This window comes from Haloarcula sp. H-hyl2 (assembly GCF_056934385.1).
This window is the reverse complement of the sequence record NZ_JBRIIJ010000002.1, coordinates 1093538-1120156: the sequence shown is the minus strand read 5'-3', so window position 1 is coordinate 1120156 and position 26619 is coordinate 1093538. Positions and strand designations below refer to the sequence as shown.

Below are 26619 nucleotides of genomic sequence, written 5' to 3'. Positions count from 1 at the left end.
CGGTTCTACCAGCGGCGGGCACTGTAGAGATTGCGCACGAAATGACCGATTGAGTCGGCCCGATACAGACAGATCCCTATACACGAATCGAGCCAGTAGCATTCCCGATACGAATCACGACGAATTCCAGGAGAGTCCATCATGGGTACGACTAGACGGCGGTAGAAGAACTGAAAACCGCGATACCTCAGATATGGACTCGCCGGGTTGGATAGACCGCGAAATCGCGCGCGACTCCACCTGAAACGCCGGTTCCGAACATCTTAGAGTTCCTCCAGTTGGCGTCTCCGAACTTCCATCTTCTCCCGATCGGTCCGAACGTCGTAGTGCTTGTAGAGCACGTCCAGCGACACGTCACACCGCTCCGAAACCGTCTCCGGAGCAACGTCCTCGTTCAGATGATGCGTGATCGAGCCCCGACGAATCGCGTGGGGAGAACGGGAGGACGGACACTTACTCGCCGCCTCATCGCCCGTATGATAGTCACACTCCGCAGGGTCGCGGTCGTGGGGACACCCACCGATGACACAGGGCTGGGTGAGCTTGCTGACCCATGTGTAGACCGTGTCACCCGCCGGACGACCGTGGGCCGAAGTTATCAACGGTCGACGGCCGTGGTCGTCCGTCACCTCGTGCCGGTCAGGATTGTCCAGGTAGTCCTCGATCGGCTGGTACCAGTGTGGGCCGAGATACACCCAGCGGTTCCCGTCCTCACCGTTCTTGAGTTTCGTCCCCTGATCCGGCCGGTGTTCCACAACCAGCGCGTGGTCGTCCGGACGGAGATCGTCGACATCGAGCGAGAGGAGCGCACCGCGGCGCATCGCTGTCCGCCACAGCAGGAGCATCATCACGTGGTCCCGGCTGGCGTAGCGGTACTCCCAGAGGTAGTCCAGCAGCTCCTCGGCTCGGCTCTGGTTCAGGTGGATGTCCCGCGCCTCGGAGCCGTCGGGGAGTTCGGGGGAGTGGACCTTCTCGGCCAGCCCATCGTGGACCGCCTCGATGTCCGCACACCAGCGGAGAAACACCCGGATGGTGCTCAGTTGCTTCTGGAGGGTGATCGCCTTCACGTCTCCCCGTCGCCACGCGACGAACGCGGCGAGATCCCGCCCGGTGAGGCTGTTGAGGTTCTCGATGTCGTTCTCGTCGCACCAGTCCTGAAAGAACCGGAGTCGCGTCTTCGCGTTCCGGATGGTCGACTCACGGACCGACGGCTCGCGGTGATCGAGGAACCGCGAGATACCTTCCTCTGGAGTCAGTGGGCGCAGGTCGTCGGTCATGCGTCGATCTTCTCCCGTGCTCGGCGGAGCAGATTGCTGACCGTCCCTGGCGAGCGATCAGTCTCGCGAGCGTACTCACGCGGGCCGTACTCTCCGTTCTCGACTGCCTCGTACACCTCGCGCTCCGCGTCGGTGAGGCCGTCGAGCCGTGGCTCTACGAACGTCGCGAGCGACGACTGCCGCCGGCTCATTACAGCACCTCACCCGAGTCCGTGAACGAACGGCGCACTTCCAGCAGGTACTCGGCCTCGTCGGTCAGCTCGTACTCGTTGGTCCGCTGGTCGCGGGTACCCTTCTCCAGCAGTCCCTTCTCGACCAGTTTATCCAGGTTCGGGTACAGCCGACCGTGGTTCACCTCTTCGCGGTAGTAGGCCCGGAGCGCGCTCTTGATACCGAGCCCGTGCAGCGCGCCCTCGTGGTGGAGCACCCAGAGAATGTCCCGCTGGAACGCGGTCAGGTCGGCGAGCCGAACGTCCGCGTCGGTATCACTCTGGCCCATCAGCCCACCGTCGGACTGGAGCCGTGCACAGTCGGCACAGGTGGGGAGTCGATCGCGGGCGTCGATCCCGTCGGCCTCCGCGTCACAGGTGGCGCAGCTGCCGTCGTCAGAACTATTCGCTAGCGATGCCTCGGTTCCCGTGCGGGGCTCACGCCCCGGAATGGTGGATTCGCTCATTGGTCCGAATGCGAAGCCACCCTTGTGGGGCGGTGTTCCAGCACCGCCCTTCGTCGCGAACCGAGGAGAGTCATCAACAACCGAGTCGGGAGCTTCGCATATCTACATATTGGCCGATAATTCATAAATGCATTGGTGGCCGTAAATCGAATTTACAGCCACTAAATGGGCCAATAGTGAGAGATAAACTTCGGAATGCTGTATTACAACATGAATGCGTCAGTCAGGGTCTTGGATGACCATCTGGGACGACCGGATACTGGAAATCATCCGCGAGGAAGAATCGGGGACATCAACCGAACTCGCAAAGCGGGATGAGATCCATGTCTCCCAGTCTACGGTCTCTCGCCGTCTACAGAAGCTAGCTGAACACGATCTCCTACGCCCCCTGGGGAATGGTGTCTATGTCCTCACCGACGAGGGGGAGGCGTATCTGGATGGTGAGTACGATGCCGAGAAGGAACGCTACATCAACGGTGGTGGCTCCTCCGATGAAGAGAACGATGCTGGTGCCGCTGACGGCCCTGGAATCAACAGCTGACGACGTTGCCCTGAACCATGTCTCGCAACCCCGCCCAATGGATGGTCCCGCTCGACGAACGAATCCTGGAGATACTCCGCTCCGAAGGCTGGTCTACGCCCGCGTACATCGCCCGGAAGGTGTCGCTGTGGGCTTCTGTGGGCCGCGTGCGTGAGCGGTGCGATATGCTGACGCAGGCACAGCTGATCGAGCCGCTGTCCCAGGAGTTCCAGAACTACGATATCACAGGTGCTGGTCGTCGGTATCTCGATGGTCGGTTGGATGCGAGCAATCAGCCAGAGCCGTCTGTTCGGAAGGGGATGAGAGGGTAGGAATTGGAATAGCTGGAGAAGGATTAAATGACAACAGCGAGATTAAGATTCTATGCCTGATCGGAATCCTGCGGAGCCGAATTCCGAATTTGAGTATCCCGGTTATCTAATCTTCCAACCGTTCAAAGTGGAGGTGAGTGGTGAGTTAGCTGGTATATCGATAGAGGATGCCGAGAACAAACTTATTGAAAGGTTACCAGAATTTGAAGAGGGAACTTCAGAAAAAGAGGGGGATGGATTCACGAAGTCTGCTTTCCGAGAATTCGCTGAAGAAGCAGAGATAAAGCAGGAATTTCCCAAAATCAGTGAGATTATTGCCCTCCGATATTCCTGGGAATCGTATGAGTCAACGATGGCGTATTATGAGGGGGAACTGGAAGAGGTAAAAACGGTATCTGTTAATTCAGCGGATATTTACTGGGATTATCCAGACTATCTCCATGTTAGAGGTGCAGTTAGTGAGAGGCAGGAATTAATATCGGAATTCCGTTCAAGTCTCGTTCAATCACTGTATCTTGAACAAATTGAATTTTCCTCCGATTTTTTGATTTGGCTAATGTATAAATATTTTAATAAAGAAAAGATAGGGGAAGTTGAGATAGAACAGATCCATGGTGTATCTTATGCAGGTCCCCAAGATCAGTTTGGTAAATCTGTGGACGTTTCTGGTTCAGCTGATATATTAGCCTCTGCTGCGGGCATTGCTGGGCTGTTGAAAGGGAATCGGGTTACTGAGATTGAAGCGGTTATTCGACGCGGCAAAAGGACATTTAAAATCAAGTTGGGTCAAGACAGTATCCAGTTGAGAGCTAGTACTGGCTCACTCTCAAACGAGTCGGATTTTGATCGTATGGCATTGTCGTTAATTATTATGTCTGAGTTTTGCAATTACAAGGAGACTTGGGATTCGTTATCTCCTATCGAGAAGTACCCACCAACTGAATTTTTCAAGCAAATATACAAGATAGCAAGGGAAGAAGGAGTAGAGATGGAAGGGATCTCTACCCAACTATTAGAGCGTTACGCTAATCTAAGAGATGAGCCACAAAGAGAGAACTCTGAGGAGTAGGTGTTACAGTGGCAAAAATACCACAGTCGGCTATTTCGTGGGCAAAACGCACATCAGGCGGGTTGATAAATGTATCTATCACAGGTATCTCAGCGATATTTTTCTTTGCGATTGGTTCACTAGCTGCGAAGGTTGCGGCTGGTTGTATAGCGATTGGAACCTTATGTTTGATAGTGTATGCTAGGATATTTGCCAGTGAAATCAGACTCACCTGCATACAAGTTGAGCCAGAGGACAGGTCTACAGTACGTTCTCAGCATTTCAAGCAGTATGAGGTAGAAGATGGATATACAGAGTTGGAAGTATTCATTGAAATACCCAAGTGGAAGAAAGAATTTGAGATAAGAATGGAGCCCACGGCGCCATTTGAGGTAGGGGCTTGGAAACTCCCAGACCCTGTGCAATTGAAAAATAATCATCTCATCTGCCGAGAGAACATGGAAGAGTTTTCATTCACATTAACTGCTGGCGGGCAGAGCGACAAACTCGGTACTGGTGTCTATGTACTGAGTTTTATCGATCATGATACGGGCGAGTTAATTGACAGTGTAACACTCAAGACAAACTCCTAGATTGGTTTTGTTAACTCATAGAGGTGGCTGGTAATTATAAATATACTCAATCAAGTAAAGTGATATGAGTAATGGAAGACAGCTTTCGAATCTCAGCGGAAGAAAGACGACTAATTGAAGCGGGCGAATTATGGGAACCCCCAAAATACGCGTCCAGCGTACTTACGGACGCAATTCGCTGGTCTGGTGCTAACTCTCCGGACACTATAGGGAACATTAATGAGATACTTGACGAATTTCATGAGACCCACCCAAACGGATCATTCGAAGACTGGCGTGATTTCTATTACCAGCGATACAGTGGCGACGAGCGCTTGCAGCAGGGTGCAGAGCAGGCTTACGACATGCTTCAGCAGATTCGTGAGGCGATCGCTGATCTCGACCGAATAGATATGCGGGAATTCTTGGAAGAGCTAGTCATATACCAGAGTTACAGAGGCGAGAACATTCGAGAAGTTATCGTCCGGGTTCTGGAAGACAACTATCGCCCGGAAGTAGAAAGATTGCCCACAGGAACCGATAAAGAGTATGTCCACGCAAGGGTAGGGGATGTCTTAGTGTCGATACAACCCGAGTCAGGCGGTATGAGTGGAAAGAGCAACTCGGCAATTCAGGACGAAGACGTTGCTGTGGTTCAGTACAGGGAGAACTCGACAAATGCTGGATTGAAAGTGAACGTTGAAAATCTAAATCACGCTCTATCTCCATTCACGAATTGAGCGAAAGTAGCTCAATCTCAACATTTTGTATATTATTCTTATATCTTATTTCATCAATACTCATAATATATGTTACCCCATGGTCTGTGTGTCGAGCTATCGTGACAAAGAACTCAAGCTTTTTCACCCCCTCGGCAATTGTCAACTTATTCCCCCCTTCTGTCTTTTCAGCATCTTCTTCTGGATATTCGCTCAAATTAACACCATATCCCTCATATTCTTCAAAACGTATTTCGGTTTCAGACATCCAATCGGGGATCTTGATCTCTGCTGCTAAGCGTGTTGATTCTCCCTCAATACAGTAGCTTGGTCGTGGGCCACTATCTCCGTCAGAGTCAGTCGGATGTTGGAGATTCAAAGTGATAGAGGCGAATCTTCGAGAGCCGTATCTAGCACCGTATACACCTACAATAAAGACAACTGGTATTGGGGTTCCAAGCCAAAACGAGAGTTCCATTGAGCTTGCTAATTCAAGATTCAACGTGAGTAGAATACCCGCTATACCGACAATTACCCCATGAGATATGGAGGCTATCCGGCTCAAAAGGCGATAAAAAACCGGTCTCACACTTAGCTTAAAATTGTGTTCTCGAAAACCTGGATGATGTACTCGATTTCATCCAGCGAATTCGTATCTATGAACAGCGATCCATCGTTGTAAATTACGAGTTGCGATTCCCCAGTATCGGGGTTCTCAAAGAAAAGTTCTGCATCCCAGACCATTTTGTCTCTGAGATCTTCCTCACCATCTGGAGAAAACTCTTCTTCGTCGATTATCTCACCACCGTCCCAGACGTGAATCGTACCGTATTCCTCAGCCTCACCGATGAAGTTCCAAGTATCCTGTCGCGATCCCCCTAAACTCGGTGTAATTCTGACACCTGGCTGAAATTGTGAATTGATTTTTCGTAGAATCTCTTCGTCAAGCTCGTCATCCCTACCAGCATCAACGATGAATAGTTTGGAGCCAGTCCTATACATGAACTCTACAGAGACTTCCTGATCGTTTGAAGAATCAAATGGGTGGGAATCAAGATACGAAAACGTTCCCTTGTACAATATTTGATCTTCGTATTGGTAATCGTCGACAAGTGGCGCAACCGGTTCACTGTAGTACTCGAAATCAGATATCGAATCAAATTCGCCGCTAAGGAGGGGAGAAAGATGTTCCTCCGATAGCCCTTCGTCAGGGCTTGCACGACGAATTTCACTCATATAACTTTCCTATCTTGATTCTATGGGCTCTTTATTATATGCCGCTTCCGATGGCGGGGTGGAAGTAAAATTCAACCTACTTAATCCCAACTTTCACCACGTAGATTTCCATATTTATTAAGCACAGAGTTCGCGATACTCTCGATGTTTACACCTTGACTCCGGGCAGTTTCGTACAGGTCTCCAAAGAAGTCACGCGGTGGATACTTGTCCTGATCGGGTAATTCTACCCAGTAGTCGTACAGCTGAGATAGTTCCCGGAGGAATGTAAGAGATATCGCGAGTCTTCGAACATCGTTTGAGGCCTGAATATCTCCTTTGGAAGCTTTGATATGAACCCGCCCAGAACCTATCTGAGCTTTCACGTTGTGACTATCATAGAGCTTAAAGAATCCCTCAATCATCGATATCGATTTGCCTTTTAGTACACCCGCAAGCATTGGGACACACTTTTCTAGATTCGTCGAGTCGTCAACTTTATTCGTTTTTCCAAAAGCGTCTCTGTCTCCGGTCAGTTCAGTATCAGTGAATGTGTTGATACTGATGTCCATCGGCAAGTTCTGACCCTCAAATTCTTTGTAAAATAGCCAGAGCAAGAAGTCGCTCTCAAAATCAATCGAGCGTAGACGAACCTCTCCCTCAAGAATTCGCCTTGTCTTACTATTCGTTTCTTCTACATCTCCCTTCGAACCACGGAAGAACAAATAGTCATCATAGTCCCAGTAAATATCCGAATCATTAATTTGTGGTACCTGAACTTCGACTTGATCGCCCTGATAATACGCTTCTTCATCAGTCCGTTCCTCATAGCGATAGCGATATGGAATAAGCGAATTAGCAATCTCTGTTAGTTCTTCTTCAACGGACCCATCGTCTCGAATGGCGTCGTCAAGCAGAAGTCGGAGGTACCCTTCATCAACCGAAGCATCTCTCTGAACATACTCCGGTAGGTTATCACCAAGGGCAGCTCTAGCCTCTTCCCGCCCTCCAGCATATTCGTCTCCGACAAATTCAGAAGAATATATCCCGTTGAATAAGAGATAGCCTTGATAATTGAATTCACTGCCAGATTCGTCTCTACCAGACATAGTCTAATTAATGATGGATTGTAGTGATAAAGATACTGGAAATACCGGCTATAGCTTATACCGAATATTATTCTTGACTGGCATGAGGAAGAATATGTTCAATAAGGAACTGAGCGAACTGCTGTGAGTCGTAATTGCTTGGTTGATAGATATTTACATAGCCGCTTTCTGTAGCGGTCATCCGGATCTCGTCGTCTATGTCCAAACCAAGCTGATTCTTCGGGAGCTTATCAACCATGTTTCCGATGGTGGAGTCTGAGAAGACACTGTCACCGTAGACAGTACCTTTCTCTGCGTGCCCCGAATTACCGTAGAAACCGACCTGCCACGGTTCAGCGCTTTCCGACCGAGCCTCACCTTCGTAGGCGTTGGCCAAGTCAGTCAGGTTAATTTCGGCGGACTTGATCGTTGCAGCATCAGTCTGGCTGGATATGAGGCTGAACGCGAATGTCCCGCTACCACTTTCGACCGCTACAAATGCCCCGGGGACAAGGACAAACTCAGTATACCGAGTTTTAACGGTATTTACATCTTCTTTGACCGTGACACTTTGGTCGTTTGTGTCAATCTGGATTCGCTCTTCGTTATCTAATTCTTGAATTGCAGCGCGTCCCTCCTGAATCGTGAATTCCCCCACAGAATCAGTTCGTCGAACTTCTAAACAAGCACTTAGTGTACGGCCATCGTCAATTGGTTCCGACTCGGAAAATGAGTCAACGGTACCGAAATCGTGGTCTGGTAGGCCAAGAACACCTGACTTCATAGACATTATTGGATACCGTGCTGTGATTTAAAGTTTATGTGATATCACAATTCCACCCCCTTCCAGTGATCTGTTGCACTACTCTTTACTACGCATTGCTTCAACTATTCCTGATTCTATACTCACAGCTGTACTGTATGGATAGGCAATCAGTATCTAATATCTCCGCGATTTCACCGGGGGTCACACTTCCTCTCTTCACGGCCTTCTCCATTATTTCCTCGTAGGTTCCACTTGGATGGGCAGCGTTCCCCCCCGCACAACGGCAATAGTGGCTCACCGCCTTGTCTATCGCTTTGCTCTTTGTGTTTTCACCGGTCGCATCAAGGAGCGCTTCAAGCATCCGTTCTCGGTGGTCGGTCATTCGCAGGCGCATAGAATTGCACACATACCCCTCACACCTAGTTTTTTCGTCGAACTCGAACCGCTATATCGGGCAGATTCCAGTAAAATCTGAACTCTGTCCCTGAAGCGAGACTGCATCACCATCGTGTCGAGCCTGTTTTGCACACACCGCTATCGATCTGTGTGTGCAATATCGGAGAACGGTTTCTCTCGATCTACAACCCCCAGGGGGTGACGCCGAGAAGGGTGTCCGACCAGCTCGATCGGGGATTAGAACTGTGCCTGGATCTCCCGGTTTCGTTCTTCAGCCTTCGCGATGAGTGTCTGGTTGAACTCCTCGCCGTCAGCGCCGTGGTGAACTCGTCGGTGACAGTTCGGACAGAGGGCAATTACATTCTCGGGATCGTCTGGTCCACCATCGCTTCGCCGGTGCATATGGTGAACCTCCAGATACGGCTGCCCCTGCTTGTCCTCAAACGGTGCCTGTTGCCCACAGCCCTGGCACACACCGTCTGCATGGCGAAGAGCGAACTCTTTCACAACTTCCGACCGCTGGTATGATCGACCACTACCGGACCCTCCTGACGTCCGCGACCCGCTTGGTGAACTCTCCTTGGCCTTCCGGAACAGCTCTTCATCGGAGAGCGATGCTGGACTACCCTTCTCGATTTCTATCTCCGTCCCACCGACTGGTTCTAACCGGAAACGAATCGCATCCCGTGGCTGATCGTTCTGGTCACGAAGCGTGTCGGTCTGGTGTCCAGCGTACTCGAACTGTCCAACATAGGTCACTATCCAGGGATAGTCGGTATCCTCGAACACGTGGAGCGTTTCGCCTTCCTGCTGGTGGTCACGGATAGCTGCGTTACCATCGTCCATCGTCATATCGCCTTCTGCACCCTCTCCGGTGTAGAGGAGCGTGTCGTCCGGAAGAAACTCGTCTTCGTATCCGTAGCTGTCGCCCCGTGAACCGGTGAATAGCATGACAACCGGATATTCAGCCGGTGTCGCTATCCCACAATATCGCTGTCCACCGAACTCGTCGTGCATCTCCCAACGGTTGTATTTCTGGCCCACTGCCAGATGAGAAAGGTCGGCCGGTATCTCCCCGACGGAGACATCCTTCGGCTCGTAGAACCAGCCCGTGCTGAGCTTCTTCACCCGAGAGTCGGGCTCGCGGAGGAGATCCTGCTGTACTGTTCTCACTCGATGCTTCCATTCGGGTTGGTTGTTGTCGGCCCCACAAACGTCACTGCAAGCGATACTGTCGTCACAGAGTTCCGGATGCTCCTGGTTTACGAGTTCGTAGACGTCCGTCGTCTCGTGAAACCCAGGAGAAACACATCCGAATTCTGAACGTCGAAGTTCCTGATAGAGCTTCTTGTAGGAATCCATGAAATGGTCTCTCCGGACCATTTCGGCTCCTTATTGAAAAAATCAGACAGTAACTCAGTACTCGTGTGTCCTCTGAGTTACTCCGCCCCGCCCACGACACTCACAGAGAACTCGCCCTCCCCCTCGTGAGTGACCCGCGCCCACACGTCGTCAGTCAGCTCGCCGTCGCCATCGACGACACCGAGCGCCTCCAGTTCTTCTTTCGGTAGCGTCACCGACGTTGAATCTCCGTTCGCACTGAGCTTCCGGAACTCCATCGTGGGCTGAACATGGGCCTCGCTAGGTATACAGATTGGGATTATCCGGATTATGAACAGAATCGCAAAAATACCCGGATAGAATGCTAGCGAGCTAGTTTCTGCGGATGCGTATGTTCGGAAAGATCGACGTCGAAGACGCACTGGCGGGGACGATCTTCACCGCCAGCGCGTTCGTCACGAACGGTATCGCTTCCATCAGCTTCCTCGGATACGCCCTCGCCGATTCGGTCTGGAGCGTCCAGGGAACTGACATCACCCTCGCGTTCGTCCTCTCGCTGGGGGCGCTCGCTGCCGCCTACGCGACGAACCGAGTCAACGAGAGCCGCGGAAAGAACTACGAGATCAACACCGACCTCGCCGACATCGCCAAGGGAGAGGCCTCGATCGAGACCTACCTCACCCTCGGCACGCTGGTCATCATCCTGCTGACTGGCCTGAACATCCTGGGCGTGGGCTCGATCGTCACTGGCTCCGCTGCGCTGGGCCTCACCGTCGTCGGTATCGAGGCGGCTGGCTACTACGTCATCAGCTACCTGGGGTGATCGGCATGGCAACCAGCAAAGCCGCCCTCGGGATGTTCCTGATGGGCACCGCCGCCGGCCTTCTGGCCGCGCTCGCCCTCGCGGGGCTGGCCGTCACGATGGGGGTGAGCCCGTGAACCGCATTGCCTCTATCGCGCTCGCCGCGCTCGTCCTGGTCTCCGCGCTGCCTCTCCCGGTGGCAGCTGCTCCGCCGTCGAGCGCGGGCACCAACACCTGGACAGACGTGTCTCCGTCCGGCGACCACCAGGACATCGAGATTAACCTCGCCGGCCCGACCGAGAACGGCGAGATCACCGAGGCCCGGATTGTCGTCGAGAACGACACCATGGAACTCGGTAACTGGACCGTCGACGACAACAGTAACACCTGGACCGTCGACCTCGCAGGTACCGAACCCGTCGACGTGACCGTGACCGCGGTCAATATCTCACAGGTGTCTGTCGGGACTGCTGAGACAGACAATTACCGGCCGGTCGACGACTACGCAATCAGCGGGAGTGGCCTGCTTAACGAGAGCTATCAAGCCGGCGACGGCTCCACCTCCGACGGGTCGGACTCGACTTCTGGAGAGAGCTACACCTGGACGAACGAACCGTACGCGCCCGTCGTCGACATCGGCAACTACACCGGCACCTACGACATCCGCTGGGAAGCCGACGGTAAGACTCTCTACGCGGCGTCTCTGTCTGGCGCACAGACCAAAAACGGCCGTGTCAGCATCATCAACGCCGGTGCCTACGAGGAGCTGTCCGTCTCGGTCACCGGCGTCCCCGATCCCGACTTCGAAACCGATGGGAATGGTCCCTTCGAGGACGGCAAAGAAGTTCTCGGGACCAGCGGGGCCGACGCAGACCTGACCTGTGACCCGCTCGATAAGGCTGTGTCAGCTGTCGGTGTGAGGATTCTCGACTGCATGGAAAGCCCCGGCATCAGCGACTTCGACACGACCGAAACCGACGCTCAACAGGTCAAGCTCGACATCTATCAGGAAGGCCTCTCGGTCAAGTCTTCGACCGATAATCTTCACACCACCTACGACAACTACCTCGAAGACACTCGTAACGCCGCCCGTATCGTCGGCAAGAACGCCTACATCCGCGCGCTCAACAACGGCACCTCCGAACCCGCCGCACGCGCCAAAGCGAAACAGGCCGTCGCCGACTACTACGCCACCAAACAGCGCCAGCTCATCACCCAGTGGAACATCCAGCTCCGGACCGGGGCGGCCATGTCCGCGGTCGCGTCGAATGAGTCCAACATCTCCTCCTCATTCGCTTCCACTCCGGCCCTCGATCACACCGATCACAGTATGAATATCAGCCCCCTGCGTATGCACTATACGCACGGAACTACCTCTCTGCCTCTGGTGAACGGCCAAACTGACACCGCTGTTCAGTACAAAGCTGTCATAAACATCAACAACCCGGAGACATCCTTTAACATGGATTTCGACAAGACTGGAACCATCAATTCCGGGACATTCTACATGAGTACCAACCAGCACGTCCGTCTTGTCGGTGCCACCATCCAGCCGCCTAACTCCAACTTCGAGCAGACTCGATATCTGTCGCTCAAGAACTATTCTACCGCGTGGAATGAAATCAAACAGCAGAACCAGCAGGTCCAGAGCGAGATGGATACCCTGGTCAACAACACCTACCAGGAGTACCAGGCCGGCGAGATCAACAACTCCGATCTCGTCGACCCCTACGTCATCGCTCGCCGAGACCCCGGCCAAGACTTCCAGACCTGGGCGGCCGGCCAGCTCGTCCTGACCGGCCAGGGCACCCCGGAGGAATTCGACCAGCTCGGCCACTTCAACATCACCACCGAGAACGGCGACCAGTACACGGGTATCCTCACCAGTCCGGAGAACCCACCGAGCGGCCAGTTCGAAGTCAACGAGACCTACGACCCGGCGAACATCAACGGGACCCAGTACGTCATCCTCAGCGATCGCTACGTCGCTCTGGAATCGAACTTCACCATCCACGAAATCCGCACCACCGACAACGAGACACGCCAGAATGTCACTATCCAGACCACCAGCTACCACTCCAACAACGTCTCCGAGCTGAAAGAACAGATCGACCGCCTGATCGAACTCCGCGCCGAACAGGAGGCTCGCGAAGAGGCCATGCAAGACGACGGCGGTGGCGGCAGCGGCTTCCTCGGTGGTGACGGCAACGCCGGTCCGCTCGTCGCCATCGCCATCATCGCGACGCTGTTCGTCGCCATCTTCCTCAACAACTAACCCATGCGCACCACCGTTTTCGCCGCGTTCCTGGTCGTCAGCCTCGCGCTCGCCGGGAGCGTGCCAGCCGTCGCACAGTCCACCGAAACACCCAGCCCACAGCCCACGGCTGGCCCACAAGAGACCACTCGCATCGACACCAACACCGTCCTGATCGCATCCGAGTACGTCGAGAACGAAGAGGTGGCCCGTATCACCCTCCGCTCCAGCGCCCATCAGGTCGTCTCGATCTCCGACGCCGGGCGCTTCCAGGAGGGCGGGGAGATTCCCGTCCGCACCGTCGCCCTCGAAGCCGGCGAAACGACGACGATCGAACTCCCCGTGACCGAGCAAGACGGCTACGTCGGCGTGGCTATCTCGACCGACCAGACGCCCCTGTACGCCGAAATCGTCCAACAACCGAGCGGCGGCCTCGACATCCTGCGGGCGCTCTCCTCGCTCCAGGCGTGGCTTGCCGGCGCGGGCGTCGCGTTCTGCTGGATGGTCATTGCCGGCTGGAACGTCATGCGAGCAGAGAACGGCCGTCCGGAGGTGGCCTGATGCCCGCCCCAACGTTCCAGAACAACCGCGACCGACTGACCTACCTCCTCGGCCAGTACAAACTGCTGGTGAGCGGGCTCGTCCTCGGCGCGGTCGTCCTGGTGATTTACTACCAGCCACAGCTCCCGACCCTCCCGAAGTGGATTCCAGCTATCGCGGTCGGCTGGCTCCTGCTCGGGGTTCCCTGTTACCTCGTGGGCGCGAAAATCGCGCGCTGGCTCCGTCGACGCAACTGGGTGGAAGTCCACCACATCAACGCCGTCGAGGACTGCACCGAGAAGTACTACGTCCCGCCCGAACTCTGGCAGGAGAAGACGATCGAAGGCCCCGACCCGTACCCAGTCAACGGCGGCAGTGCGTGGGCCGTCCGGGAGTACGAGTATCTGGAAGACATCGACGAACTCCGCGTGCGTGGCGTCTGGCTCGAAGGCTGCCAAGACACGGAGTTGATGACCAGCAAGAAGCAGATGGAGGACATCCACGGCTGGCTCATCGACCGCGCCGAGGAGCTGGCTGCTATCCGCGGGCGCTGGTCCCGTGGCGCTGTCGAACTCCAGCAGAAGCTCGTCACCGCCGACGCAGAGGCGAACGAACGCGGGCAGATCCTCCAGAAGACCGCCGCGAAAGACACCTTCGGCGACCTCATCGAGGACGGCGAGGACTTCGAGGAAGCGCCGACCATCCACGACATCAGCGATGCGCCGGACCCATCGGCAGACGCCGCTGTGGGCGATGGGCCGGAGCCGACCGAACAGGAGGCGATGTTGAACGATGACTGACGACGCCGACCTCTACACGCCAGCACAGTTTCGCGAGTACCAGGACGGCCACGGCCAGCGAGATCCGGACGACCTCCATCCGCACGCCGGAATCGTCCGGGACGAGAAACTGTCTCGCTACCTCTCGATCCTGGAAACACACTACGACCCGGCCCGGTGCGACAAGCCCGAGAAGATGCCCGGCCAGGCCAAGGACCTCCAGCACGTCCGGGACATCGTCCGTATCGAGGGGACTGAAACCGCCCGGAGAGCGATGGAGAACGGTGATATGCAGTCGCTCAAGCACTTCACCGGTGACGCGGGCCAGCGGGCGGACATCTCGGGCATCAAGGCGATCGACCAGCTCCGGGCACAGATGACTGGTCCCGCGCCGATGTTCTACGAGTGGGCCGAACCCGGCACTGGGAAGTCGAACTTCGCGTGCCTGCTCGGGCAACTCTGGAAGGAACAGCAGGGACCGAACGCGATCGTCGCCTCAAACATTCGGACGCTGGAGGAAACCGACGACTGGCTCGACTCGGAAGGTGACCGTCGCGACGGCTGGGTTGCCAACTACGGCGAACTCAACGAGTGGCTGAAACAGGACGGCGATCCGCGCCACAACGACCAGCGGCCGAAACTGTTCATCTTCGACGAGGCTTCGAGCAACGCCGGTGGTGGTGGGAAAGACGGCTACGACACGAAGACCAAGCTCGGCCCGCTCACGTACAAGATCCGGAAGTACGGTGGCTCGCTCATCGTCATCGGACACGACGGCCGCGACGTACATCCGCTGGTCCGCGAGCTGGCCGTCTGTATCCACAAGGAAGGGCTGAAACAGGCGACCTTCTACGAGGACGTGAAGAACCGCCGCGGCGTCAACCCGATGTTCTCGGTGTCGGGGATTCCCGAGACAGACTGGCGCTACGACGACAAGGAGCCGACAACGTGGTCCTGGGAAGCCGGCGAAGACGAGGAGGCCGTTGACGAGGAGGAGATCGAGCGTGAGCTGTTGATCGGCCTCACCATCCACAAGCGAAAGGAGGGGTGTTCAACCCGCGAAACGGCAGAACTGGTCGGTATGAGCACTGGCTGGGTGTCGACGCGCTGGAGCGAGTACAGCGACGACGGCGAACACGCCGACGCACTGAACAGATATCTGGAACTAATCGCATGACAGCACAGGGTTATTCACTCGTTCACGTTCAGTGGTCCCCACCCGTGGCCCATCGCACGCGTGCGTCCCGAGGGGAGCGCACGCGAACCATGGGCGGGCGCTGTTCAGTGGCCGGAGGAGTATCTATATATGACGTACGCGGGAGGCACAGGTGACGAACTCGCGGAGTCACCGGGCGAACCACTACGGGACGCTCGTCGAGCGCAAGGCTGCCGAGCGGTACGACCTTACGCTCGATCGGGCCAGCTGGCGTGATGCTCGTCGACCCGACGGGACACCAGTCGAGATCAAGGCCGCGATGCACCGTCACAGCGATGGGCAGCCCGGCACGTTCAAGCTCTACGACCAGTACCACGAGCGGCTACGGTCTGAGAACGGCTGGTACGTGTTCGGTGTGTACCGGGTTCGGGGGCGGGGTGTAGAAGTGCTGGAGTGGGAGATGCGTCACTCGTCACGGCTGCCTCAGTTGGACTGGCACGGTGGGGGGAATCATCGGGATGCCTGTCAGACAAAAGTGAAAATTGATGATGTTTGATTTATCAAATATAGTAATACACGACTGCTAATAGGATCTCAGCTATAATTGCTATCGTACCCACAATTGACAAGAACTGGACTCTGAGATACTTTTGCCGTAAATACTTCAACTCTGAATAAAATCGGTACCAGCCAACGACAGCAGATAAAATAGCCCAATGACACAAAATAATGAATTTCCAGTGATAGCCAAAAACTCGGATAGTCTCCGTGAGCTGTCCATTGATGTCGTGTAAGATGATAGTGAAAGCTATCACTCCACTAGTAGGGAGAAGAATGGATTCCGAAATCGGGTGGAGTCTGATCACGCTGTCCCATCGGGATTCAAATTGTTGATTAAATATTGATTCCAGTCCAATGGCCGACTCAGTGACTGGAAGTAATACTATATACATTATTGGGAAGAAGAATAAAATGAAACTTAAGTTGATTTCTTCTGGAACTGTGTGGGTAACTACTATACTATTTATTTCATCAATAATCCCGGAGAAGATCAGGTATCCAAAAGAGGCTATTGCGGAAATAGCGAGCAAAGCATCGTCAGATGTGAATCCAGCGTATTCTTCCATTGGAAAGATGCGAATGAAAACAGATATCATACCAGCAATTGACAATAGATTTATGAATATATGCGTTGTTTCGAATTGAATAAGCCTAACAGCTACGGAATACAGAAGTGTTAGCCCACTAAGCAGGAAGATTATCAAAGCAAATTCAGTCCAAATATCCAAATCACCAAAATTAGATAATTCAGAGAATACTTGGGATGTAATCCAAAATACAACGCACGCTAAGACTAGCACACTGGCGATGAAGCCAACTATTGTTCCTTGTGGGTCAGAACCTGACTCTGGGACAGCGTTGGCAAAAAATACAGATACTGACGCGAAAATTCCCATTATAGCAAATTGTTGATAATATTCTGTAAGAAATTCCCCGAAAGTGATAGCATCCTCGTTTGATGTATCGGGAGAAGATTCTGGCACAGTTACTGCCCCATAAATGTCACAATCACAAAACTACTTGGATATGAAAGGATAGTTGCTGGGGGGACTGAATATTGCTGTGCGGTGTATTTTGGTAGAGTGGCCTTAGCCACACGACTAAGAGGGAACCGGAAACTCGCTTTCCGGTTCCCTCCTGGTCGCGCGGCTGGGTGACGCGACGATCGGGAGCGAACCCAGCCGCGCGACACGCGATTTTCGGGGACAACCGGGGGGAATTGCCGCAAAATTAGGGTATTGGACAGTGATGCCTCTATCCAGGGGGCGCGGCTACCCCCCGCGCCACTCGTCGGCTGGCGGGCAGCCTGCTTCCATCCACGCCTCGAAGTCGAAGCCTGCGTTCCGGCGCTCCTGCTCCTCTCGGCTCGTGTAGTCGTTCTGGCGGTAGCCTGTCCGGAACACGTTCGAGAGGTCCCGGAACCGCTCACGCCCCGTCTCGACCGTCTCCACGACGACGTGAACCCCGTAGGTGTTGGCCTCGACACACTGGGTATACGTCGCTCTCAGCTCTCGAACGATCTCCTGAGCTTCCTGGTAGTCGTCGGCCGTGTATCCCACCTTCAGGAGCTTCCGACAGTCGTCGGCGTTCACCTCCGAGACAGCGTACTCGCGACGAACTCGGGCCCATGCTGACCGGGCGCGCTCCTCGGCAGCGTCAGCCAGTTCCATCGCCGCGCTCCCGATCTCCTGCTCGAAGCGGTCACCCGCGGCACGAACCCGTTTCAGCAGTTCCTGCTGGATCTTCTTCGACGCCAGTTCCATCTCGCCGTAGGTATGCTCAATCAGCCCCTCTAAGCGGTCGATGACTGTCCGAATCGTCCGGTACGTGTGGCCGGTCTGTTCGGCCGCTTCCTGGGGCGAGACCGTCCCGCCGTCGGTCAGGAGCATCTCAGTCACGTCCCGATCGGCCTCGGTCATGTCGCCCCACAGCTGCATCACGCGGTGTTCCTGCTCGTCCTCGATCTCCGGTAGCGGACACGGCACGAACTTCCGAGCCTCGGTGGTGTTCCGGAGGGTCCAGAACGGGTCGAAGTCGACGAAGATTCCACTCTTCGCGTTCGTCGTCAGCCCACACCACTCCAGACAGTTCAGGACCGTCTCTTCCAGCTCGCGACGAGCGTCCTCCAGGTCGTCCCACCGAACGGTTTCCTCGGTGCGGCTGGTCTGGTAGGAGACTTCGAACTTCGGATGGTAGGGTGCCTCGTCGGGCTCGTACTGCTGTGGCTCGTTCGGATAGTAGTGTTTCAGCTCCTTCCCGAGTTCGTGGCCCCGGACCAGCTCGCCAGCCTTCTCGTCTTCGACCGTCGCGGTGACGTAGTAGCCGGGGAGTTTGGTGTTGTCCTCGACGTGCTTGCGGTACCCCGAACGGTCACCCTGAATCAGCGTGTGGCATCGTGCAATCGGGCCGTCAGCACCGTGTAGTGGGCCACTCTCCGAGCGGTGCAACCGCACGTAGTACGCGAGGTCACTGATGTGGCTGTCTGGATGGGGATTGTCGAAGTACCGCGCGGCGATACCGTAGGCGTCCATCACCCGCTTCACCAGCGTCAGGTACTCCTCGTGGGGGAGGTTCGACGCCTGCACCTGCACGTCGATGTAGGGCTCGCCGTAATCCGGAACGGACACAGGCGTGCCGTCGCTGGTGAGGTTCGGCCAACGTGGGCGGACGGTGATGGTGCCGCCCTTCACGCGCTTGTCTCGATCGGCGCGCTTGCCCTCGTAGGTTGGGGAGCCCTTCGCGACGAAGTAGAACTGGAACTCCCGGACGTTCTCGATCTGGAACGACGGGTTGTCCCAGGGGTCCAGCCCGCTCTCGGAGTAGTCGAAGCAGGTGGCCCACGTCTCGCCGTTGAACTCGATGTCTCTGGTGGGCTTGCCGTCGGTCTGCCAGCGGTCACCCCACTCCTTGATGAGCGAATCCATCGCGTAGTAGGGTTTCAGCCCGTAGTCTGGCACGCCAGGGTCGGGATGCACGCCGATCGTAAAGCGCACGTCGCCCTCGTGAGGGGCGCACTTGAGGTGCCGCGACATCCCTACCTCCCGTCCTCGATCACGGCTACCCGGCGCTCCACCTGTTGCTGGCTTTCGGCGACGGGTTGCATCTTCGCCCAGTCGAAGGTGACGGGTTCGCTCGCCTCGGCGTCGTAGAGCCGAGAGGCTCGGACGAACCCGGTCACTCCTGCTCACCTCCATCGGTGGCTGTGGGCAGATCCAACCCGCACGTCGAGCACAGGAACATCTGCTGGTCGTCCTGTTGAGCACGAACCGCCCGCTGCTCGGTCTCTGAGAGACCGCCCCAGCCCCAGCGACCTTTCTCGTCGTCAGCGTCGACGCTGGTCTCCAGGTCGCGGATGTACTCCACGAGCCGGTCACAGCCGGCGGCTTCAGCGTCGATCAACTCCTCCGGGGAACCAAACGCCCCGCAGAAACAGTCACCAGAGCGGCCCAACGTCCGCCAGAGGTAGTTCGTCGGCAGCTGCATCCGACGGTGATACCGGCGCACTTCCTGGGTGCTCCAGTCGTAGATGGGGGCGACCCAGGTCCAGCGGTCGGCCTCCTGGACACGCTCGACGTGCTGCATCCGACTGTCGCTCTCCTGGAGCCGCACACCAGTCCAGAGGTACAGGTCTGCACCGTTGCCTCGGCCGTCGGTCAGGGTGGCCAGCCGGCCCAGTGACCGCTCTTTCAGGCACCGGTACATCTTCGGATGCATCGCCGGGCCGGGGAAGTCGTCCTCCTGGACGATCTCGGCGTAGTCCTCGGGCGTCCGGATGGTGAACAGCGGAACACCGAACGTGTCGGCCACGCGCTCGACGAACCGTCGGTTGGGCTCGGTTCCAGTGCCTGTATCGAGATAGCACAGGATATCGCACGGGCCCCACCGAATCGCGACGTGTGCGGCCACCGTACTCTCCCGGCCGCCTGAACACAGTGCGACGTGAGTTCCCTGTCGGTCTGTGACAGGGACCGGCCACTCTGAACTCACAGAGACGCACCTCCGTTTCGACTGGAACAGATACCCCAACCGGGCGAAATCGGCCGAAATCCTTCGGTGAAACCACCGGACAGTAACGGGCTGGATTCCGGTTCGTCAGTCACTCGATTTGAGACGCCGATAATTCCGGTATGCGATTCGGCGCAACTACTCGGTAGGAGCGACGAACCGGCGACTAACCGGATAGTTCGACAGGACGAGAAAGTTGGATGGACTCGCCGGGATTTGAACCCGGGGCCTCTTCCTTGCGAAGGAAGCGATCTGCCACTGATCTACGAGCCCGCGCGTTTGCCTCTCGAACGCGGGGTCGTAAAAACCCTGCGCGTGAGGGCGACCTTCGATAGCGATTCACACAGTGTGTGGTGTGTCCCGGCCTGCGATTCGGTGCGGGCACGGCCCGTCGTGGACGACGGGTTCGAAGCCGACTCGGTCCGAGTCACGCCCTGCGGGCGCGCCTCGACCCTCGCGAAGCTGACGCTTCGCTCAGTCCTCGAGGACGATCTCGATGGACACGTCGTTGGGCACCTGAATGCGCATCAGCTGGCGCAGCGCCCGTTCGTCGGCGTCGATGTCGATGAGCCGCTTGTGAACCCGCATCTCCCAGTGTTCCCACGTGGCGGTCCCCTCACCGTCAGGGGACTTGCGCGTGGGAACCTCCAGGGTCTTCGTAGGGAGCGGGACGGGACCCGACAGCTCGACGCCGGTCTTCTCGGCGATCTCCCGCACGTCGTCGCAGATGTCGTCGAGGTCGTCGGGGCTCGTACCCGCGAGCCGAACGCGTGCCTGCTGGGACATGTATTATCGCTCGTTGACGGACAGGACCTTGCCAGCGGCGATGGTCTGACCCATGTCGCGGATGGCGAAGGAGCCCAGTTCCGGAATCTCGCCGGACGGCTCGATGCTGAGCGGCTTCTGCGGGCGAATCGTGACGACCGCGGCGTCGCCGTTCTGGATGAAGTCGGGGTTCTCCTCGGCGACCTCGCCGGACGACGGGTCGATCTTCTGGTCCAGGGACTCGATGGTACAGGCGACCTGTGCCGTGTGTGCGTGGAAGACCGGCGTGTAGCCCTCCGTGATCACGGACGGGTGCTGCATGACGACGATCTGGGCCTGGAAGGTCTCGGCGACCGACGGCGGATCGTCGGCGGGGCCACAGACGTCACCGCGGCGGATGTCGTCCTTGCCGATGCCACGGACGTTGAACCCGACGTTGTCACCGGGCTCTGCCTTCGGGACCTCCTCGTGGTGCATCTCGACGGTCTTGACCTCGCCGCCGACGTCCGAGGGCTGGAACGAGACGTTGTCGCCCGTGTTCAGGATACCGGTCTCGACACGGCCCACGGGGACCGTCCCGATACCGGAGATGGTGTAGACGTCCTGGATCGGCAGGCGGAGCGGCGCGTCCGTCGGCGGCTCCGGTGCCGGCAGTTCGTTGAGTGCTTCGATGAGGATCTCGCCGTCGTACCAGCCAGTGTGCTCGGACTCGTCGGCGATGTTGTCGCCCTCGAACGCCGAGACCGGGATGAACTTCGCGTTCTCCGTGTCGAAGCGGACCTGGTTCAGGAGGTCCTTGACTTCCTCGACGACCTGCTTGTACTCGGACTCGCCGTAATCGACGAGGTCCATCTTGTTGACGGCGACGATGAGTTCGCCGATGCCCAGCGTACGGGCCAGGAAGACGTGTTCCTGGGTCTGGGGCTGGACGCCGTCGTCGGCGGCGACGACCAGGACAGCGTTGTCGGCCTGGCTCGCGCCGGTGATCATGTTCTTGACGAAGTCACGGTGGCCCGGACAGTCGACGATGGTGAAGTCGTAGGCGTCCGTGCTGAACTCCTGGTGGGCGATGTCGATGGTGACACCACGCTCACGCTCTTCGGCGAGGTTGTCCATGACGTAGGCGAACTCGAAGCCGCCCTTGCCCTTCTCCTCTGCCTCTTCCTTGTGCTGTTCGATGACGTGCTCCGGTACCGATCCTGTCTCGTACAGGAGACGGCCGACGAGCGTACTCTTCCCGTGGTCAACGTGGCCGATGATGGCCAGGTTCTGGTGTTGTTCGTCGCTCATTGTTGAATCTCACGCGCAGGGGCGCTATATCGGAGTCTTTAGCCGGTGGTTCATAAAATGATTTCGAAAGCGAGCGGGCGTCATCCCGCCGCCATCGTGCGGTTCGCCATGACGTGACATGGTGACCATATCGAACAACAGACGGCATCAGTTGCTGGTACCGTCGCCGTGGCCGCTGACAGTGCCACGGTGGAGGAACTGTTGATTGCCGCGGGCACGCGCATGAATCAAACTATTCGGTCGGCAGATGAGTTTATGAGACTTGGCTGCTCAGTATGTGGTACGCATTCATACATGGGTGGGAGAGAGGAGCGGCGGGGACAATCGGAAAGTCTCGCCGTGTTGCTGCTGGCTGCAATCGTCGTAGCCGCTTTCGGCGTCGTGGGGTATACGGTACTGAGCAACGCAAATATCGACGCCGAGACGGTCACCGTCGATACCCAGATCACGGTCACGAATGCACAGATCACCGTCGAACACAACGGCGGAGACACGCTGAACGCCAGTGAGGTGGCGGTCGTCGTTCGGAACGAGACGGGCGAATCCCGCCAACAGGCCCCCATCAGCGGGCAGTTCGAACCGGGGGATCGCTTCACGCTCGCGAATCCGTATACGGGGACGATCACCGTCATCGTGGTCCACGACGCGAGTAACACGGTCATCGGCGAAGCGACGAAGACAGTCGAGACCGTCGGCACACCGACACCGACCGCGACACCCGCACCCAGCCCGACACCGACGGCTACCCCCACCTGGACTGCGACACCGACACCTGGCTCGACGCCGACCGCGACACCAACACCGACCGGTACTCCGGCACCGACGCCGACGGAACCGTCGTTACAGAGTTCCTCGGTGACCGACAACAGCGATACGGCCGGAAAAGCGTCGGACAGGACAGCCAGATACACGGTCTCGTACCAGATAACCGACCCGGACAACCGCTTCGACCGCGTCGAAGTGACAGTGACGCCGCAGGGAGGGACCAGCGAGACCCTGACAAGTACGTCGGCCCCGGCGGGCTCGGTCACCTACACGGGCCCGCCGGGCTCGGCCGACAAACGAACACGTGTTCAACACAACATCACGATCCGGGTCTACGGGCCCGACGGCGTCGTCGATACGGAGGAACCGTACACCGATACGCCGGACGGAACGTCGCCATAGATACGGCCCGGACGCTGCCGAGAAACGGTACGACCAGTACCCAGAGCGGGCAACGGGCAGTGCTGCTGCTAGCCGTTCGATCTGTTCGAAAGAATCCCATCCCAGGTCTCCCTGGAGGGCACCACCACCAACGGTGTCGGTTGTCTGTGGAACCGCTCTAGATCGCCTCTTCGATGGAGCGGGCGATGTCGGCGAAGACCGGTAGTTCGACGGTCTCCTCCGAGTAGGCCTTGAAGGCCAGGAAGAGCCAGGCACCGAACATGGCCAGGTTGAACAGCATCATCAGGAGACCGGCCATCGCCGCGATCACAGCGGGCATGAGGCCGAGCGTGATGCTCACCGCGAACCGGAGGATGAACAGTCCGAAGCCGAAGGCGACGGCCTGAGCCGCGTTGAATCGCAGGAACTCGTTGCCGTTCTCCTCGACGAAGAGGAAGATGAGTGCGACGATCGGGAGGATGTAACCGATCGCCGCCGCGATGTTCGCCGAGAGCCCGAACACTGCGTCGTCGGCCCCCGCACCAGTCACCACCGTATCTGATTGCGTCGCCATATATCCGGGATATCCGGCATTGCATATAATGATTTCCTTTCAGAAATGTAGCGTTAAAAGACGTTTCAGCGACTCTCAACAGGTGTAAGGTCAACCGTGGAATCGACTAACAGTGCCGGCGCGCTAACAGGAAACCGAGGGTGTCATAGAACTCTTGTCACACCGTGATGATCGTGCTTCCCGGATTGTCTCCGCGTTCGTAGTTGGTGATTGCGACAACGAGGCGAAGGCACAGAGCGAGGAAGACCTGTGCTCGTGCATGGACGCGGCCTCGGGCGTGCGTTCGCCCGAGGCCGCAGTCCTTCACTGATTCGTTGGTTCGTTCGACTCCAGTACGGCGGTTGTACGTCTCATCCAACGTGGACTGCTTCAGCTGAACGTCCTCGCTGTGTTGTTCGATGCGGTCTTCGACCCTGTACTCGATGTCTTTCGGGTCGTCAGTGTTTCGTGCGTTGTACGGGGCGACTGGCACGACCCCTGCGGCCAGCAGGTGGTCGTGCCAGTCGAGCGTGTCGTAGGCGCTGTCACCGACCATCCAGATCGGCTTGGCGACGGCGAGCGCGTCACGTGTGACGCGCATCGCCGTCTCCTCTGGTGCTTGCTTACTCTCTGTGAACTCGGCTGCAATCGGGATCTTTTGCCCGGTCGAGACGATCGTGCAACCGTAGCCGTAGTAGTACTCGTCGTCGGTTGGATCGTAGCACTTCGACGCGTCTTGATCGGCGGGCATCGCTCTCACGTCAGTTGAATCGATACAGTAGGTCACATCGAGCAGGCCGCGCCGGGCGGCCTGCTCGACGAGTCGGTCGAAGACCTCGTCGACGACGTGTTCGAGGTCGGTGAGAAAGCGATCGACCGCGTCTCTCGACGGCGGTCGATCGAACCCACAGCTCAGCCAAACGACCGTGTTCCGAAGCTCTCGCTCAACGGGACGAATGCCGTAGATGTCGTGGTAGTAGCAATGGAGGAAGCCACGCATCAGCTCTGGTGGTTCGTGATCTCGTGTTCGCCCCGTCTGCGCCGGGGCGAACACGTCGAACTCTTCGAGAAACTCAAAGGAGAGATGCTCAAACAACGCTAGCGTCTCGGTTTCCGCGACATTGAAGAACGACTCTACCGAAGGATCATCTTGCAGGGTCGCTGAACTCATCCACCTCAGCGTTCACCCTGCTCTTTGGTGTGCTACTCGTTCTATGACACCCTCGGAAACCAGTAAAAGTAGACGGTATCGTGGACGGCTACTGACCGAGCCGGCCGACGTCCGCGAGGACGGCGCTTGCTGTCTCGGGGCCACCGGCACCGCGGCCCGAGATGTTCAATCGGCCGGCGTGTTCGGTCTCCAGTTGGACGATGTTTCGCGTTCCCGAGGGCGCCAACGGCGCGTTCTCCGGGACGAGTCGCGGACCGACCCGGACCTCACCCTCGGCGACCTCGGCGATGAGGCGGATGGTCCGGCCCTCCTCCTGTGCGAGTTCGAGCGCGCTGCCCGCGATATCCTGGATCCCCTCGACCTCGGCGTCGTCGAGGGTGTACTCCTTGCCGTCGTCGGCCAGCACGTTGGCGACGATGACGCCTTTCAGGGCTGCGTCGGTCCCGTCGACGTCGAATGTGGGATCGGCCTCGGCCACACCCAGGTCCTGTGCCTCCGCCAGGACGTGTTCGTAGCCCAGCCCCTCGGCGGCCATCCGCGAGAGGATGAAGTTCGCGGTGCCGTTGAGGACGCCGCGCACGGCCGTGATGTGTTCGGGGTCGAAGTCGTCGATGGTCGAGAGGACCGGCATCGCACCGCCGACGGTGGCTTCGAACAGGACCGAGCCCTCGCTCGCTCGTTCGAGGTCGCGAACGTCGGCGTACCGCTCGGCGACCGGCCCCTTGTTCGCGAGGACGACGTGGCGGTCCCGTTCGAGCGCGGCCCGAAGGTGGCTGAAGCCAGGCTCGGCGTCATCGAGCGTCGTCGGCGTCGCCTCGACGAGGACGTCGTAGGGTGCTTCGAGAGCGGCCTCGGGATCCGCCTCGCCGACGATGCCCTCTGTCTCTTTCCGGTCGAGCACCGCCTCGGTGTCCAGTCCATCTCCGTCGACCGCGGCGCTCCGGGAGTCCGCGAAGGCGGTGACGGTGTGTCCGTAGTCGGCCGCGAGTTCGACGACAGACCCACCGACCGCACCGGCGCCCATGACGGCCAGCCTCATAGTTCACCACCCGCAGCCAGCGGCTCGATGACACGCAGATCCTTCTCCTCGGCGATAGCGCGGATCGTCCCCATCACCGACTCGGCAGCGTTCTGCTCGGTCGCCAGCCGGATACGGGCACTGGAGGCGTCCTCGGTGCCCTCCGGTGCCGACAGCGAGAGGTCTGTCACCGTCGCGTCCGTGCTATCCTGGATGCGAGAGAGTGTATCCGAGAGATCCGTGTTGATGAGATGGCCCGTGAGGACGACCGTCAGCGTCTCGCTGTAGCGCTCGGCGCCGGCCTGGATCACGTTGATGCCCGCCTCGCGCAAGGCGTCGACGATCCCGTCGAACCGTTCGGGGGTCGCCTCCATGTCGACCTCCACGGGGATGTGCCCACGGGGCGTGACGTTGCCCCGCTCGTGGAAGATAGAGAGGAGGTTACCGCCGTTGTCGGCGATGGGTTCGAGCGCCCGCAACAGTTCGCCCGGCTCGTCGACCAGTTCGAGCCGAACTGTGTAGGACCGAACCTCGTCGGTCGAGTCGCTCATCGCCCGCTCACCTCCTGTGGAGTTTCTCCGCTCATTGTGGGTGACTCAGAGGGGGTGACTATAAGAATCCCGCCGTTT

32 protein-coding genes and 1 tRNA gene are annotated in these 26619 nt (G+C 57.4%); 12 read left to right on the top strand and 21 right to left on the bottom strand.

The window, feature by feature from the left end; all coding sequences use genetic code 11:
- Positions 1-263 precede the first annotated feature (263 nt).
- From Hhyl2_RS15510 to Hhyl2_RS15500, 3 genes are read right to left on the bottom strand one after another with little or no spacing between them, the layout of a single operon-like run.
- Positions 264-1277, bottom strand: coding sequence for a tyrosine-type recombinase/integrase (locus Hhyl2_RS15510; protein WP_483551670.1), 1014 nt, complete (start codon positions 1275-1277; stop codon positions 264-266).
- Entirely contained in the window at positions 1274-1468 is a 195-nt protein-coding gene (locus Hhyl2_RS15505; protein WP_483551669.1) for a sigma factor-like helix-turn-helix DNA-binding protein, read from the bottom strand. Before Hhyl2_RS15505 ends, Hhyl2_RS15510 begins: the two co-directional genes overlap by 4 nt.
- Entirely contained in the window at positions 1468-1953 is a 486-nt protein-coding gene (locus tag Hhyl2_RS15500; RefSeq protein ID WP_483551668.1) for a helix-turn-helix transcriptional regulator, read from the bottom strand. The genes Hhyl2_RS15505 and Hhyl2_RS15500 overlap by 1 nt, the downstream gene beginning before the upstream one ends.
- Positions 1954-2167: 214 nt before the next feature.
- Between Hhyl2_RS15500 and Hhyl2_RS15495 the strand changes: the two genes are divergently transcribed.
- The 5 genes from Hhyl2_RS15495 to Hhyl2_RS15475 all read left to right on the top strand — a co-directional run bounded on the left by Hhyl2_RS15495 (position 2168) and on the right by Hhyl2_RS15475 (position 5165).
- A complete protein-coding gene (locus tag Hhyl2_RS15495) occupies positions 2168-2494 on the top strand; it encodes a helix-turn-helix domain-containing protein (RefSeq protein ID WP_483551667.1) in 327 nt (108 codons plus the stop codon).
- A 41-nt stretch (positions 2495-2535) separates the two neighbouring features.
- Positions 2536-2805, top strand: coding sequence for a winged helix-turn-helix domain-containing protein (locus Hhyl2_RS15490; protein WP_483551666.1), 270 nt, complete (start codon positions 2536-2538; stop codon positions 2803-2805).
- 52 nt (positions 2806-2857) lie between these two features.
- Complete coding sequence (locus Hhyl2_RS15485) at positions 2858-3874, top strand: hypothetical protein (protein WP_483551665.1); 1017 nt, start codon at positions 2858-2860, stop codon at positions 3872-3874.
- A gap of 8 nt (positions 3875-3882) precedes the next feature.
- Positions 3883-4446: a hypothetical protein gene (locus Hhyl2_RS15480; RefSeq protein WP_483551664.1), complete on the top strand. Its 564-nt coding sequence runs from the start codon at positions 3883-3885 to the stop codon at positions 4444-4446.
- A 71-nt stretch (positions 4447-4517) separates the two neighbouring features.
- Positions 4518-5165 (top strand): MjaI family restriction endonuclease, encoded by a 648-nt coding sequence (locus tag Hhyl2_RS15475; protein WP_483551663.1) that lies wholly within the window; start codon positions 4518-4520, stop codon positions 5163-5165.
- Here the strand turns inward: Hhyl2_RS15475 and Hhyl2_RS15470 are convergent.
- The 7 genes from Hhyl2_RS15470 to Hhyl2_RS15440 all read right to left on the bottom strand — a co-directional run bounded on the left by Hhyl2_RS15470 (position 5155) and on the right by Hhyl2_RS15440 (position 10228).
- A complete protein-coding gene (locus Hhyl2_RS15470) occupies positions 5155-5622 on the bottom strand; it encodes a hypothetical protein (RefSeq protein WP_483551662.1) in 468 nt (155 codons plus the stop codon). The genes Hhyl2_RS15475 and Hhyl2_RS15470 overlap by 11 nt on opposite strands.
- Positions 5623-5735: 113 nt before the next feature.
- The gene (locus Hhyl2_RS15465; RefSeq protein ID WP_483551661.1) at positions 5736-6380 is read right to left on the bottom strand and encodes a hypothetical protein; all 645 of its coding nucleotides are present in this window, start codon (positions 6378-6380) and stop codon (positions 5736-5738) included.
- A gap of 80 nt (positions 6381-6460) precedes the next feature.
- Complete coding sequence (locus tag Hhyl2_RS15460; protein WP_483551660.1) at positions 6461-7468, bottom strand: hypothetical protein; 1008 nt, start codon at positions 7466-7468, stop codon at positions 6461-6463.
- 67 nt (positions 7469-7535) lie between these two features.
- On the bottom strand, positions 7536-8231 hold the full coding sequence (locus tag Hhyl2_RS15455) for a hypothetical protein (RefSeq protein WP_483551659.1): 696 nt from the start codon (positions 8229-8231) through the stop codon (positions 7536-7538).
- Between the two features lie 100 nt (positions 8232-8331).
- A complete protein-coding gene (locus tag Hhyl2_RS15450; RefSeq protein WP_483551658.1) occupies positions 8332-8595 on the bottom strand; it encodes a hypothetical protein in 264 nt (87 codons plus the stop codon).
- A gap of 251 nt (positions 8596-8846) precedes the next feature.
- Positions 8847-9971, bottom strand: coding sequence for an HNH endonuclease (locus tag Hhyl2_RS15445; RefSeq protein WP_483551657.1), 1125 nt, complete (start codon positions 9969-9971; stop codon positions 8847-8849).
- Positions 9972-10048: 77 nt separating this feature from the next.
- On the bottom strand, positions 10049-10228 hold the full coding sequence (locus tag Hhyl2_RS15440) for a DUF8053 family protein (RefSeq protein WP_483551656.1): 180 nt from the start codon (positions 10226-10228) through the stop codon (positions 10049-10051).
- A 113-nt stretch (positions 10229-10341) separates the two neighbouring features.
- Here Hhyl2_RS15440 and Hhyl2_RS15435 point away from each other — a divergent pair, with 113 nt between their 5' ends.
- From Hhyl2_RS15435 to Hhyl2_RS15410, 6 genes are all read left to right on the top strand, one after another.
- Complete coding sequence (locus Hhyl2_RS15435; protein ID WP_483552037.1) at positions 10342-10773, top strand: DUF8023 family protein; 432 nt, start codon at positions 10342-10344, stop codon at positions 10771-10773.
- A 112-nt stretch (positions 10774-10885) separates the two neighbouring features.
- Positions 10886-13027, top strand: coding sequence for an Env/VP5 family phage fusion protein (locus Hhyl2_RS15430; protein ID WP_483551655.1), 2142 nt, complete (start codon positions 10886-10888; stop codon positions 13025-13027).
- Between the two features lie 3 nt (positions 13028-13030).
- Positions 13031-13567 (top strand): DUF8063 family protein, encoded by a 537-nt coding sequence (locus tag Hhyl2_RS15425; protein ID WP_483551654.1) that lies wholly within the window; start codon positions 13031-13033, stop codon positions 13565-13567.
- Complete coding sequence (locus Hhyl2_RS15420) at positions 13567-14346, top strand: hypothetical protein (RefSeq protein WP_483551653.1); 780 nt, start codon at positions 13567-13569, stop codon at positions 14344-14346. The genes Hhyl2_RS15425 and Hhyl2_RS15420 overlap by 1 nt, the downstream gene beginning before the upstream one ends.
- On the top strand, positions 14339-15502 hold the full coding sequence (locus Hhyl2_RS15415; protein WP_483551652.1) for a hypothetical protein: 1164 nt from the start codon (positions 14339-14341) through the stop codon (positions 15500-15502). The genes Hhyl2_RS15420 and Hhyl2_RS15415 overlap by 8 nt, the downstream gene beginning before the upstream one ends.
- A 151-nt stretch (positions 15503-15653) precedes the next feature.
- Positions 15654-16037 (top strand): PD-(D/E)XK family putative nuclease, encoded by a 384-nt coding sequence (locus Hhyl2_RS15410; protein WP_483551651.1) that lies wholly within the window; start codon positions 15654-15656, stop codon positions 16035-16037.
- Between the two features lie 4 nt (positions 16038-16041).
- Here the strand turns inward: Hhyl2_RS15410 and Hhyl2_RS15405 are convergent, their stop codons facing one another.
- From Hhyl2_RS15405 to tuf, 7 genes are all read right to left on the bottom strand, one after another.
- The gene (locus Hhyl2_RS15405; RefSeq protein ID WP_483551650.1) at positions 16042-17025 is read right to left on the bottom strand and encodes a hypothetical protein; all 984 of its coding nucleotides are present in this window, start codon (positions 17023-17025) and stop codon (positions 16042-16044) included.
- A gap of 288 nt (positions 17026-17313) precedes the next feature.
- Positions 17314-19074 carry a DUF7845 domain-containing protein gene (locus Hhyl2_RS15400; RefSeq protein ID WP_483551649.1) on the bottom strand — a complete coding sequence of 587 codons (1761 nt, stop codon included), beginning with the start codon at positions 19072-19074 and terminating at the stop codon, positions 17314-17316.
- Between the two features lie 2 nt (positions 19075-19076).
- On the bottom strand, positions 19077-19220 hold the full coding sequence (locus Hhyl2_RS15395) for a hypothetical protein (protein WP_483551648.1): 144 nt from the start codon (positions 19218-19220) through the stop codon (positions 19077-19079).
- A complete protein-coding gene (locus Hhyl2_RS15390) occupies positions 19217-20029 on the bottom strand; it encodes a phosphoadenosine phosphosulfate reductase domain-containing protein (RefSeq protein WP_483551647.1) in 813 nt (270 codons plus the stop codon). The genes Hhyl2_RS15395 and Hhyl2_RS15390 overlap by 4 nt, the downstream gene beginning before the upstream one ends.
- 219 nt (positions 20030-20248) lie before the next feature.
- Positions 20249-20320, bottom strand: a tRNA-Ala gene (locus Hhyl2_RS15385).
- 201 nt (positions 20321-20521) lie between these two features.
- Positions 20522-20833, bottom strand: a complete 312-nt coding sequence (gene rpsJ / locus Hhyl2_RS15380) for a 30S ribosomal protein S10 (RefSeq protein WP_284007256.1) — start codon at positions 20831-20833, stop codon at positions 20522-20524.
- Between the two features lie 3 nt (positions 20834-20836).
- A complete protein-coding gene (gene tuf / locus Hhyl2_RS15375; protein WP_483551646.1) occupies positions 20837-22102 on the bottom strand; it encodes a translation elongation factor EF-1 subunit alpha in 1266 nt (421 codons plus the stop codon).
- Between the two features lie 294 nt (positions 22103-22396).
- Between tuf and Hhyl2_RS15370 the strand changes: the two genes are divergently transcribed.
- A complete protein-coding gene (locus Hhyl2_RS15370) occupies positions 22397-23269 on the top strand; it encodes a type IV pilin N-terminal domain-containing protein (protein WP_483551645.1) in 873 nt (290 codons plus the stop codon).
- Between the two features lie 157 nt (positions 23270-23426).
- On the opposite strand, the gene Hhyl2_RS15365 is transcribed toward Hhyl2_RS15370, so the two are convergent.
- From Hhyl2_RS15365 to Hhyl2_RS15350, 4 genes are all read right to left on the bottom strand, one after another.
- Entirely contained in the window at positions 23427-23822 is a 396-nt protein-coding gene (locus Hhyl2_RS15365) for a DUF4870 domain-containing protein (protein WP_483551644.1), read from the bottom strand.
- A 157-nt stretch (positions 23823-23979) separates the two neighbouring features.
- A complete protein-coding gene (locus tag Hhyl2_RS15360) occupies positions 23980-24972 on the bottom strand; it encodes a transposase (RefSeq protein WP_483548670.1) in 993 nt (330 codons plus the stop codon).
- 88 nt (positions 24973-25060) lie between these two features.
- Entirely contained in the window at positions 25061-26011 is a 951-nt protein-coding gene (locus tag Hhyl2_RS15355) for a homoserine dehydrogenase (RefSeq protein ID WP_483551642.1), read from the bottom strand.
- Positions 26008-26541: an amino acid-binding protein gene (locus Hhyl2_RS15350; RefSeq protein ID WP_483551641.1), complete on the bottom strand. Its 534-nt coding sequence runs from the start codon at positions 26539-26541 to the stop codon at positions 26008-26010. Before Hhyl2_RS15350 ends, Hhyl2_RS15355 begins: the two co-directional genes overlap by 4 nt.
- Positions 26542-26619: the final 78 nt, after the last annotated feature.

Coding starts and splice junctions, on each gene's coding strand:
- Hhyl2_RS15510 (WP_483551670.1), bottom strand. CDS start 1,277: ATGACCGACGACCTGCGCCCACTGACTCCAGAGGAAGGTATCTCGCGG.
- Hhyl2_RS15505 (WP_483551669.1), bottom strand. CDS start 1,468: ATGAGCCGGCGGCAGTCGTCGCTCGCGACGTTCGTAGAGCCACGGCTC.
- Hhyl2_RS15500 (WP_483551668.1), bottom strand. CDS start 1,953: ATGAGCGAATCCACCATTCCGGGGCGTGAGCCCCGCACGGGAACCGAG.
- Hhyl2_RS15495 (WP_483551667.1), top strand. CDS start 2,168: ATGCGTCAGTCAGGGTCTTGGATGACCATCTGGGACGACCGGATACTG.
- Hhyl2_RS15490 (WP_483551666.1), top strand. CDS start 2,536: ATGGTCCCGCTCGACGAACGAATCCTGGAGATACTCCGCTCCGAAGGC.
- Hhyl2_RS15485 (WP_483551665.1), top strand. CDS start 2,858: ATGCCTGATCGGAATCCTGCGGAGCCGAATTCCGAATTTGAGTATCCC.
- Hhyl2_RS15475 (WP_483551663.1), top strand. CDS start 4,518: ATGGAAGACAGCTTTCGAATCTCAGCGGAAGAAAGACGACTAATTGAA.
- Hhyl2_RS15470 (WP_483551662.1), bottom strand. CDS start 5,622: ATGGAACTCTCGTTTTGGCTTGGAACCCCAATACCAGTTGTCTTTATT.
- Hhyl2_RS15465 (WP_483551661.1), bottom strand. CDS start 6,380: ATGAGTGAAATTCGTCGTGCAAGCCCTGACGAAGGGCTATCGGAGGAA.
- Hhyl2_RS15460 (WP_483551660.1), bottom strand. CDS start 7,468: ATGTCTGGTAGAGACGAATCTGGCAGTGAATTCAATTATCAAGGCTAT.
- Hhyl2_RS15455 (WP_483551659.1), bottom strand. CDS start 8,231: ATGAAGTCAGGTGTTCTTGGCCTACCAGACCACGATTTCGGTACCGTT.
- Hhyl2_RS15450 (WP_483551658.1), bottom strand. CDS start 8,595: ATGACCGACCACCGAGAACGGATGCTTGAAGCGCTCCTTGATGCGACC.
- Hhyl2_RS15445 (WP_483551657.1), bottom strand. CDS start 9,971: ATGGATTCCTACAAGAAGCTCTATCAGGAACTTCGACGTTCAGAATTC.
- Hhyl2_RS15440 (WP_483551656.1), bottom strand. CDS start 10,228: ATGGAGTTCCGGAAGCTCAGTGCGAACGGAGATTCAACGTCGGTGACG.
- Hhyl2_RS15435 (WP_483552037.1), top strand. CDS start 10,342: ATGTTCGGAAAGATCGACGTCGAAGACGCACTGGCGGGGACGATCTTC.
- Hhyl2_RS15425 (WP_483551654.1), top strand. CDS start 13,031: ATGCGCACCACCGTTTTCGCCGCGTTCCTGGTCGTCAGCCTCGCGCTC.
- Hhyl2_RS15420 (WP_483551653.1), top strand. CDS start 13,567: ATGCCCGCCCCAACGTTCCAGAACAACCGCGACCGACTGACCTACCTC.
- Hhyl2_RS15415 (WP_483551652.1), top strand. CDS start 14,339: ATGACTGACGACGCCGACCTCTACACGCCAGCACAGTTTCGCGAGTAC.
- Hhyl2_RS15400 (WP_483551649.1), bottom strand. CDS start 19,074: ATGTCGCGGCACCTCAAGTGCGCCCCTCACGAGGGCGACGTGCGCTTT.
- rpsJ (WP_284007256.1), bottom strand. CDS start 20,833: ATGTCCCAGCAGGCACGCGTTCGGCTCGCGGGTACGAGCCCCGACGAC.
- tuf (WP_483551646.1), bottom strand. CDS start 22,102: ATGAGCGACGAACAACACCAGAACCTGGCCATCATCGGCCACGTTGAC.
- Hhyl2_RS15370 (WP_483551645.1), top strand. CDS start 22,397: ATGGGTGGGAGAGAGGAGCGGCGGGGACAATCGGAAAGTCTCGCCGTG.
- Hhyl2_RS15365 (WP_483551644.1), bottom strand. CDS start 23,822: ATGGCGACGCAATCAGATACGGTGGTGACTGGTGCGGGGGCCGACGAC.
- Hhyl2_RS15360 (WP_483548670.1), bottom strand. CDS start 24,972: ATGAGTTCAGCGACCCTGCAAGATGATCCTTCGGTAGAGTCGTTCTTC.
- Hhyl2_RS15355 (WP_483551642.1), bottom strand. CDS start 26,011: ATGAGGCTGGCCGTCATGGGCGCCGGTGCGGTCGGTGGGTCTGTCGTC.
- Hhyl2_RS15350 (WP_483551641.1), bottom strand. CDS start 26,541: ATGAGCGACTCGACCGACGAGGTTCGGTCCTACACAGTTCGGCTCGAA.